Raw genomic sequence first — 10,049 nt, 5'->3', positions numbered from 1 at the left:
CCCGTGGACACCCCCTCAACGCCCCGTGCCGAACCGCGCGCCGCCTCGGCGACGGAACGCCAGTTCTGGTTCGCCGAGCGCATCGCCCCCGGCGCACCCGCCTGGAGGGTGCTCAGCACCGTGCGCGTCGAAGGCTCCCCGGACCCGACGGCACTCGCCGCGGCAGCGGCACGGGTGGTCACCCGCCACCCGGTGCTGCGGTCGGTCTTCACGCCCGAGGCGGGGGAACTGCGGTGCACGACCGTGCCGCCCGTCGAACCGCCGCTGCTGGAACTCCCCCCGGGCACCGACTTCGACGCCGCCGCCCACGAGCTGGCCCGGACCGGGCTCCTGGACCCCTCCACCGGACGCCACGTCGTCCTCGCGCTCGCCGAGGACGCGCAGGACGCCCCCGGCGCCACCCTGTACGTCCTCACGCACCACCTCGTGTACGACGGGCTGTCCCACGAGGTGTTCACCGCCGACCTCGCCCGGGCCTACGCCCGCGTCGTCGCCGGGGAACCCGAACCGCCGCCGCCCGCCCACCCGGCCCCGCGACCGCCGGACGCCGGACGCCGGGCCGAGCTCGCCGCCTACTGGCGGACGGCGCTCGACGGCGTGCCCGACCTGCCGGGGGACCGCGACGGCCCGACCCAGCGCGAGCTCGCCCGGGCCGAGCTGCACCGCCGTGCCGTCCGGTTCCCCGACGGGGCGGGCGCCGCGGCGCGCGAGACGGGCCGGCGCCTCGCCTGCCCCCCGTTCGCCGTGTTGCTCACTGCGTACGCCCAGGCCCTGCACGACCTGTGCGGGGCCGAGGACTTCTGCATCGGCACCCCGGTGTCCACCCGGACCCCGGACCTCGCGGACGTCATCGGCTGCCTGCTGACCACGTTGCCGGTGCGTGTGCGGCGGCCCGCCGGACCCGCCGCCTGCGAGCGCACCTGGAGGACCGTCACCGACGGTCTGCTCCACATGGACCTGCCGCAGGACGACCTGATCCGCGCGGTGCGCACCCGTCCGGGGCGCCGCATGCCGCTGTACCAGGCCCTGTTCGCGTACGAGAGCTGGCCGCGCCCCGTCCACGCCGCCGGAGGGGTCCGCATGCACACCGAACCCGTGGTGCCGCTCGGCGGGCAGGCCGAGGTCCTGTTCCAGCTGAACGAGCTGCCCGGCCACCGTCTCGGGGGAATGCTGCAAGCCCCGGCCGGCAGCCCCTGGGCAGGGCGGTTGGCAAGGCTGTCGGCCGCCGTCCGGCACCGGCTCGCCCTGCTGACCGGAGCGGAGGGGCGGCACACCGCCGCGGCCCCTCCCGGACCGTTCCGGCCCGCACCCGCGACAACGACCGAGGAGAGCGCCCGATGACGCGAGTGATGTGCCTGCCGTACGCCGGAGCGGGCGCGGGTGTCTACCGCCCTTGGAAGGCCCTGAGCACCGGCAGGGCGCGCGCCACACCCGTTCAGCTCCCGGGACGGGAGGAGGAGTTCTCCCGCCCCTGCTACGCCTCCTTCCACGAGTGCGTCACCGACCTCTCCCGCCGCGTCGCGGAAGCCGCCGCCGGGGAACCCTTCGCGATCTTCGGCCACAGCTTCGGCGGGCTGCTCGCCTTCGAGACCGCCCGCCACCTGTACGACACCGGGGGGCCGCTGCCCGAGCGGCTGATCGTCAGCGGCACGCGCAGCCCCCGCCACCGCGGTTACACCGGTCTCAGCACCGACGACGACGAGGCCGTCAGATCGCTGAAGCAGGACAGCCTGCGCGGCTTCGAGGCACTCGACCACCCCGAACTGCGCGCCCTGCTGCTGCCCGTGCTGCGCGCCGACGCACGGCTCCTGCAGCAGTACAGCGACTACCGGCCCGAGGTGCTCGACCCCCTGCCGATCCCCCTCACCGCGCTGCGCGGCGCATCCGACACGGTGGCCTCCGCGGAAGGGGTCGCCGACTGGAAGACCTTCACCACCGAGGACTACGTCGAAGTGGAGATGCCCGGCGGGCACCTCTACCTGCTGGACTCCATGCCGGAGCTGTGGCGCGTCATCGAGGAGCAGCTGTGACCCTGGCCGACCTCCCCCCGAACCTGCGCGGGGCGAAATACGGGCAGGCCGGCCTCACCCATGCGGGGCTGGGCGAGCTGCACCGCGAGGACCCCGAACTCGCGGGCCTCCTCGACGCGGAGGTCCGCCACCAGGACACCACCCTGGCGATGATCGCGTCCGCCAGCATCGCCGCGCCCTCCGTCCTCGCCGCGAGCGGGTCCGCGCTGTCGAACGTCACCGCCGAGGGCTACCCCGGCGCCCGCTACCACCCCGGCGCGGTCAACTTCGACGAGGTCGAACGGCTCGCCGTGCGGCGCGCCAAGGCCCTGTTCGGGGCGCGCTACGCCAACGTCCAGCCGCACTCGTGCTCCTCCGCCAACCTCGCCGTGCTGGCCGCCCTCGTGCCGCCCGGCGGCACCCTGCTCGGTCTCGACCTGGACGCCGGCGGCCACCTCACCCACGGCTCCCCCGCTTCGGTCACCGGACGGCACTACCGGGCCGTGCACTACGGCCTCGACGCGAGCGGCCGGATCGACTACCGCCGCGTCGCCGAACTCGCCGCCGAACACCGCCCCACCGTGCTGATCGCCGGTGCCAGCGCCTACTCCCGGACCCTCGACTTCGCCCGCTTCCGGGAGATCGCCGACTCGGTCGGCGCCTACCTCCTGGCCGACATCTCGCACATCTCGGGCCTGGTCGCCGCCAACGAGCACCCCAGCCCCGTCGACCACGCGCACATCACCACGACCAGCACCTACAAGCAACTCGGCGGACCGCGGGGCGGGCTCATCCTCAGCGGTCGCGACCACCGGGCCCCCGGTCCCGACGGGCGCACCCCGCTGGACCAGCTGATGCAGCGGGCCGTCTTCCCGCAGCACCAGGGCACCCCCGCCCCCGCGTCGATCGCCGCCAAGGCGCGCGCTTTCGCACTCGCCGCCGAGCCCCTGTTCGCCCGTACCGCGCGGCTCACCGTCTCCGGGGCCCGCGCGCTCGCCGCCGAACTGGCACGCCTGGGCCACGAGGTGCTCACCGGCGGGACCGACAACCACATGGCCCTGATCGACCTGCGCCACAGCCGGCTCACCGGTGTCGTCGCGGAACGGGCGCTGGAGGAGTGCGGGATCCTCGTCAACCGCAACCGCGTCCCGGGCGACGCCCGCCCCCCTCTGATCACCAGCGGCATCCGGCTGGGCTGCAACATCCTCGCCCAGCGCGGCATGGGGCCGGAGCACATGCGCGAGTGCGCGGAGCTGATGCACGCCGTCCTGACCGCGACCACCCCGCTGAGCGACACCGAGTACCGCATCGACCCCTACCGGCGCGTTCGCCTGCGCGAGCACGTCCGGGCGCTGTGCGCCCGCCACCCCCTGCCGCATTCGACCGCCCTGGCCGAAGCCCACAGCGCCCTCCGGACGGGAGCATTCCTGTGAGCCCCGACACCACCACAGTTCCGATGACCTGGCCGGCCGTGCTCATCCGCGCCGACCGACCGCGCCGCGCCGGCGCCGTCCCCCGTGCGACCGGTCTGGTCCGGGACACCCTGGCCGGTGTCGCGCAGGAGGACGGGGCGGCGGCCCACGAACGGCTCACGGCCTGCTTCGCGGCACTGCTGCACCGCCTCACCGGCCAGGACGCGATCGCCCTCGCCACTCCCGACGGCACCATCGGGTACACCGTCGACCCGGACTCCACCGCGGCGGACCTGGCGGCCCGCGGCACCCCCGTGTCGCCCGCCGCCGACCTCGGCACGCCGGTGGTGGCGGTCGCCCACCGCACCGGGTCGCAGGGCACCCCGCCGTTCGAGTGGCACCTCACCCTGAACCGGCAGGGCGACACCTGGACCGCCGAACTGCGCTACGACGAGCGGCTGTTCACGGCGGACACCGCCCGTCGCGTCCTGTCCCACCTGCGCACCCTCACAGCGGGCGCCGTCCGCGCCCCGCGCACACCGGTCTCCCGGCTGGCCCTGCTCACCGCCGAGGAGACGCACCGCGTCCTGACCGAGTGGAACGACACGGCGGCCGACCTGCCGCACGGCACCTGCCTGCACACGGCGTTCGAGGAGAGGACCGCGACCGGCCCCGGCGCACCCGCCGTCGTCGACGGTGCGCGCACCTGGACGTACGGGGAGGTCAACGCGGCCGCCAACCGGCTCGCACACCGGCTCCGGGAAGGGGGCGTGGGGCCCGACGTACGGGTCGGGCTGTGCCTGGAGCGCTCCGCCACCCTGCTCGCCGCCGTGCTGGGCGTCCTGAAGGCCGGTGGCGCCTACGTGCCCCTCGACCCGGACTACCCCGCCCAGCGGCTGAGCGCGATGCTGGACGGCACCTCCTGCGCGGCCGTGGTCACGGACCGGGTCCGGGCTGCCGCGCTGCCCGCCCCGCCACCCGGCACCGACCGACCGGTCGTCCTGGTCGAAGGGCTCCTCGACGGCACCGAGCCCGACCTCGCGGCGCGGCCGGGAACCGACCCCGGACGGATCGCGGGTCCCGACGACCTGTGCTACGTCATCCACACCTCCGGGTCGACGGGCCTGCCCAAACCCATCGCCCTGCGCCACCGCGGCGTGGTGAACAACCTGGCGGACCTCAACTCCCGGTTCGCCGTGGGCCCCTCGGACCGCGTCCTCGCCCTGTCCTCACCGAGCTTCGACATGTCGGTCTACGAATTCCTCGGGATCACCGCGGCCGGCGGCACCGTCGTGGTGCCCGAGGCGGACCGCGCCAAGGACGTGGCGCACTGGGCCCGCCTCTTCGCGCGGCACGACGTCACCGTCTGGAACTCCGCCCCGGCCCTGCTGGAACTGCTCGCGGAACACCTGGAGAACACCGGCGGCACGGCCCTGGGCCGGCTGCGGCTGGTCATGCTCGGGGGCGACTGGGTCCCGGTGTCCTTGCCCGAACGGGTGCGGGCGCTCGCCCCCGACGTCCGCTTCGCGGCCCTCGGCGGTGCCACCGAGGCGTCGATCCACTCCACGATCCACGAGGTCACGGAGACCGACCCGGCCTGGGTCAGCATCCCCTACGGCCGCCCCATGGCCAACCAGCGCGTGTACGTCCTGGACGACGCGTTGCAGCCGGTCCCGCCCGGGGTCGTCGGCGAACTCCACCTGGCCGGCGTCGGTCTGGCCCGCGGCTACCTGGAACGCCCCGACCTCACCGCCGAACGTTTCCTGGACTGGTCCTGCGGTGCCGTGCACGACCGCCTCTACCGGACCGGGGACCTCACCCGCTGGCGCCCGGACGGCGTCCTGGAACTCCTCGGCCGCAAGGACTTCCAGGTCAAGCTGCACGGCCTGCGCGTCGAACTGGGCGAGGTGGAAGCCGTGCTGCGCGCCCACCCCGACGTGAAGGACGCCGTCGTCACGTCCCGGGAGGAACCCCCCGGAACCCGGCGGCTGGTCGGCCACGTCGTCCCCCGCCCCGGTCGGACCCCGCGCCCCGCGGAACTGCGCGCACACCTGGCCGAGGTGCTGCCCTCCTTCATGGTTCCCGCGGCGGTCCTCCTCCTGGACGAGCTGCCCCTCAACCCCAACGGCAAGCTCGACCGCAAGGCCCTCGGCGCCCTCTCGGTGGCCCCCGACGCACCGGGGTCCGGAGCGGCGGCCTTCGAAGCCCCGGTCGGTGCCTGGGAAGAGCACATCGCCGCGGTCTGGCAGGACGTCCTGGACACCGGTCCGGTCGGCCGCGACACCGACTTCTTCGCGCTCGGCGGCGACTCCATGTCCGCGCTGCGCTGCCTGGCCCGCATCGACGACGGCCTGAGCTGGCCCGAGCTGTTCCGCCACCCGACGGTCCGCCGGCTCGCCGCCCACGTCGCCGCCACCGGACGCCCCCCGCTTCCCCGCTGAGCGCCCCCGAATCCCGCGCCCCCCGACTCCCGCGTCCCGCGTCATCCCGCCGAAAGGTGAACCGCGACTTCGCCGTTCTCCGCGACCTCGGCCGCACAACGCCGCGAGACCTCCCGGGGCGGGGAACCCGAGCAGATCGAGAAGGACTCCGAATGCAGAAACCCGCGACCCCGGGGCAGCTCCGCTTCTTCGTGCTCGACGTGCAGCAGCCCCGGCCCGCCATCGTGCACTCCTTGGCCGTTTCCGGAGCGGTGGACATCGACCGGCTGCTGACCGCCGTGCGCGCTGTGCTGCGCGCCCAGCCGGCCTTGCGGGTCTCCCTGCACGTGGAGCCCGAGGGCCTCGTTCAGCGCGTCCACCCGGTGCCCGAGGTCCCGCTCGCCGTGCACCCCCTGCCGGAGGACGAGCAGTCGGCGCACCGGGCCCTCGAACACCACGTGGCCAGGCTCGGCGCCCCCTTCGACCACTCCGGTGCACCGCTGTGCCGGATCACGGTCCTGCACCGCGCCGACCGGGCACACCTGCTCTTCGCCGTGCACCACGGTGTCTTCGACGACGGTTCCGCCCCCGCCCTGCTGTCCTCGCTGACGACCGCCCACGGGCTGGGGCCGGGCGAACTCGCCGACGCCGAGCCGCCCGAGGTCGTCCTGTCCGCCGAACGCCTCGACCTGCTGCGGCGGTTCTGGACGACCACGCTCGAAGAGGCACCGGAGGACTGCGCCCTGCCGCAGCTCACGCCCGGCGCGGACCGCACCCGCGCGTCGCTCACCACGCGGCTGCCCGACACCCTCGTGGACCGGATGTCCCGCCGCGCGGCGGAGACGGGGGCGAGCGCGTTCACCCAGGTGATGAGCGCCCTGGCCTGGGTCGCGGGGTGGTACGGGCGCACCGACGACATCGTCGTCGCCACGGTCAGCGGGGCCGAGCGGGACACCCGCGGCGTCTCGGTCGTCGGTTGTCTGCAGAACACCATCCCGATCCGCGTCGACCTGGCCGGCGCCACCACGGAAGACCTGCTCGACCGCACCCTGGAAGCTCTCTTCGACGCGGTCGAGCACGCTGACCTGCCGATCGAGGACATCCTCGCCGTGACCGGCGCACCGCGCCACCCCGACCGCAAGCCCTTCACCCAGCTGCTGTGCACCCAGGGCGAGCTGCACACCGAGACCGTCGACGCGGCGGGTCTGCGGTGGCGGGTGGAACCGCCCGAGTCCGACCAGGTCGAGTACGACTTGAGCGTCACCCTGCTGCACGCCCCCGACGGCGGGAAGCACCTGGTCGTCGCCCACCCCCGGCCGGCCCTCGACGCCCGCGTCGCGGAGCGCTTCCTGGACCACCTCGTCACGGCCCTCGACGCGCTGACCGCTCCGGAGGCCCGGCCGCTGACCGCGCACGACCTCCTCGGCGCGCGGGAACGCGCCGAACTCGCGGCGCTGACGGGTCCCCCGGTCGCCACCGCGACCGTGCCGGTGCACCACCTCGTCCGGGCCAGGGCGGAGTCCGACCCGGCGGCCGTCGCCGTCCGCAGCGGCACCGGACAACTGGACTACGCCGCCGTGACCGACCGCGTCCGAGCCCTGGCCGCCGCCCTCGTGGCGGCGGGCGTGCGCCCGGGGGACCGGGTCGGGATCCACCTGGACAGCTCACCGGACCTGGTCGTCGCGGTCCTGGCCACCTGGTGGGCGGGTGCCGCCTACGTGCCGCTGGACCCCGACCACCCCGCCGAACGGCTGCGCTACGTCCTGCGCGACGCCGAGCCCGCCGCGCTGATCGCCAGGGCCCCCCTGCTGCCCGGCCTGCGGACACTGGCCCCGGACTCCTCCTCACCGGCCCCGGCGAAGTGGCCGGACGTCGCCGCCGACGCCCCCGCGTACGTCATGTACACCTCCGGGTCCACCGGCCGCCCCAAGGGCGCCGTCGTCCGCCACGACAACCTGTGCGCCCTGTTCGCCGCCTTCGACGCCGAGTTCGCCGACGGCCCCGGCGTGGTCCTGGCAGGCACCAGTCCCTCCTTCGACATCAGTCTCGTCGAGCTGGTCTGGCCGCTGACCAACGGCCGCACGGTGCACGTGACCAGCCACCGCACGGTGCTCCAGGACGTACCGGACCCCGACGGCGCGTTCTACCAGTGCACCCCGTCCGCCGCCCGGCTGCACACCGCCTCCCCGCGGGGGCGCGCGTTCCTCGCCCGGCTCGGCGGCCTCCTGGTCGGGGGCGAGCCGCTCGCCGACGACCTCGCCGACGACCTCGCCGGTCTCGTCCCCGGTCCGGTCCTGAACGGCTACGGACCGACGGAGGCCACCGTGTACACCACGCTGTGGCGGGTCGTCCCCGGCGCACCGGTGCACATCGGCCTGCCGCTGCCGGGCGTGCGCTGCCACGTGGTGGACGCGGGCGGCCGTGACCTGCCACCGGGGTGCCCCGGCGACCTGCTGATCTCGGGCACCGGCGTGGGTGACGGCTACTGGCGGCGCCCGGACCTGACCGCCGAGCGCTTCCCCGCACTGCCCCGTGCCGGTGGCGTCACCGGCTACCACAGCGGCGACGTCGTGTCCTTCACCCCCGGCACCGGCCTCAAGTTCCTCCACCGGGCCGACGAACAGGTCAAGATCCTCGGGCAGCGCGTCGAAACCGGGGAGATCGAGACCACGTTGCGCCGGCGTCCCGGCGTCCGGGACGCCGCCGTCGCCCCGCTGCCGGACCACACCGGCGTCATCGCCTTCCTCGTGCGCGAGGACGACCCCGGAGCGGGCCCGTCGCCCCGCCCGCTGCCCGCCGCCGTCGCGGCGGAGCTGCGGCGCGGCACGGCGGACTGGCTCACCGGGGCCATGCTGCCCACCCAGTGGCACGGCGTGGCCGACCTGCCCCGCTCGCCCAACGGCAAGCTCGACCGGCGGGTCCTCGCCGGCTGGGCCGCCGCGAGTGCCGAGGTGGTGGACCCCGCCGCCCCCGCACTGCCCGGGACGGCCGCTGCCGCGGTCCTGCGGTCCTGGGAGCGGGTCCTGGGCGAACCGGTCACCGACACCGGGGCGACCTTCTTCGAACTCGGCGGCACGTCCTCGGGAATACTCCGGGTGTTGACCCTGCTGCGGTCCCGCTACCCCTCGCTGCACGCGGCGGACCTGTTCCGGTACACCAGGGTGCGGACGTTGGCCGGGTTCCTGGACGGCCTCGACGACGCTCGCCCCGACGGTGCCGGGGCTCCCGCCGGTGGAGGGCGGAACCCGGCACCGGCCGACGCACCGAACGGCTCGCAGCGCGGTGCGCGCCGCGCCCGGGCCCTGAGCGGCTGGGCGGGCCGGTCCCGCCGCTGACCACCCCGACGGCTCCCCGTGCCGCAGTCCCCGGGGCGCGCCCCCTCCCTCCTCCCGCACTCCCCTGGAGTCACGATGACGATCGCCGTGATGTGCCTGCCCTACGCCGGAGGTGGGGCCGGGGTCTTCCGGCCGTGGCAGAACCAGCCCGGCCTGCCGTTCCGGGTCGTTCCGGTCCAGCTGCCGGGACGGGACGAGTGGTTCGTCCGGGAACCCTGCACCACCATGGCGGCTGCCGCCCGCGTCTGCGCCGACCAGGTCCGGGAAGCGGCGGGAACCGGTCCGTTCGCCGTGTTCGGGCACAGCTTCGGCGCGCTGCTCGCGTACGAGACGACCCGGCTGCTCGCCGCCGACGGAGCGCGGCTGCCCGAGCGCCTGGTGGTCAGCGGGGCGGCGGCGCCCGACGTGGCCCGCCCCCGGATGGACGGCGCCCTGCTGGACGACGACGCGTTCGTCGCGCGACTGCGCGGGCTCGTGGGCTACGACCACGAAGCCTGGCACGAGCCGGAGCTGCGAGAACTGCTGCTCCCGGCGCTCCGCGCCGACCTGGAGGTCCAGGACGGCTACGCCCCTCCACCCGGCGGCCCGTTGACCGTGCCGGTGAGCGTCCTGCGCGGCACCGAGGACGAACTGGTGCCGTACGAGGACGCGGCTCGCTGGGCCGAGCACACCTCCGCCGAGACCACCGTGGTGGACGTGCCGGGCGGCCACATGTACTTCACCCAGGACTGGCCGCTGTTCTGGAAGACGCTCGGCGCGCTGGTGGAGGCCCCCGGGTGAAGGCCCGCGGCACGCGGGAGGGCCGGTGGGCTCCCGGTTCCCCGATCACCCGCCAGGACAGCTCGCCGGAGCCCGGCACCGGCAACCAGGCCA

6 protein-coding genes are annotated in these 10,049 nt (G+C 75.1%); all 6 read left to right on the top strand.

Going from position 1 to position 10,049, the window contains the following annotated elements; translation table 11 throughout:
• Window positions 1-3 precede the first annotated feature (3 nt).
• The 6 genes from ACR807_RS19335 (at window position 4) to ACR807_RS19310 (ending at window position 9,956) form a co-directional block, all read left to right on the top strand.
• On the top strand, window positions 4-1,341 hold the full coding sequence (locus ACR807_RS19335) for a condensation domain-containing protein (protein ID WP_438922739.1): 1,338 nt from the start codon (window positions 4-6) through the stop codon (window positions 1,339-1,341).
• Window positions 1,338-2,030, top strand: coding sequence for a thioesterase II family protein (locus ACR807_RS19330; RefSeq protein ID WP_438922738.1), 693 nt, complete (start codon window positions 1,338-1,340; stop codon window positions 2,028-2,030). The genes ACR807_RS19335 and ACR807_RS19330 overlap by 4 nt, the downstream gene beginning before the upstream one ends.
• Window positions 2,027-3,442 carry a serine hydroxymethyltransferase gene (gene glyA, locus ACR807_RS19325; protein WP_438922737.1) on the top strand — a complete coding sequence of 472 codons (1,416 nt, stop codon included), beginning with the start codon at window positions 2,027-2,029 and terminating at the stop codon, window positions 3,440-3,442. Before ACR807_RS19330 ends, glyA begins: the two co-directional genes overlap by 4 nt.
• Window positions 3,443-3,465: 23 nt before the next feature.
• Complete coding sequence (locus tag ACR807_RS19320; protein WP_438922736.1) at window positions 3,466-5,862, top strand: non-ribosomal peptide synthetase; 2,397 nt, start codon at window positions 3,466-3,468, stop codon at window positions 5,860-5,862.
• A 152-nt stretch (window positions 5,863-6,014) separates the two neighbouring features.
• Complete coding sequence (locus ACR807_RS19315) at window positions 6,015-9,176, top strand: non-ribosomal peptide synthetase (protein WP_438922735.1); 3,162 nt, start codon at window positions 6,015-6,017, stop codon at window positions 9,174-9,176.
• Window positions 9,177-9,251: 75 nt separating this feature from the next.
• The gene (locus ACR807_RS19310; RefSeq protein ID WP_438922734.1) at window positions 9,252-9,956 is read left to right on the top strand and encodes a thioesterase II family protein; all 705 of its coding nucleotides are present in this window, start codon (window positions 9,252-9,254) and stop codon (window positions 9,954-9,956) included.
• The last annotated feature ends 93 nt before the right edge of the window (window positions 9,957-10,049 follow it).

Origin of the sequence: Saccharothrix sabaoui (assembly GCF_051756985.1) — a bacterium.
In the GTDB taxonomy this organism is placed as follows: Bacteria; Actinomycetota; Actinomycetes; order Mycobacteriales; family Pseudonocardiaceae; genus Actinosynnema.
The sequence above is the reverse complement of the archived record's forward strand: the minus strand, read 5'-3'. Positions and strand labels throughout refer to the sequence as shown.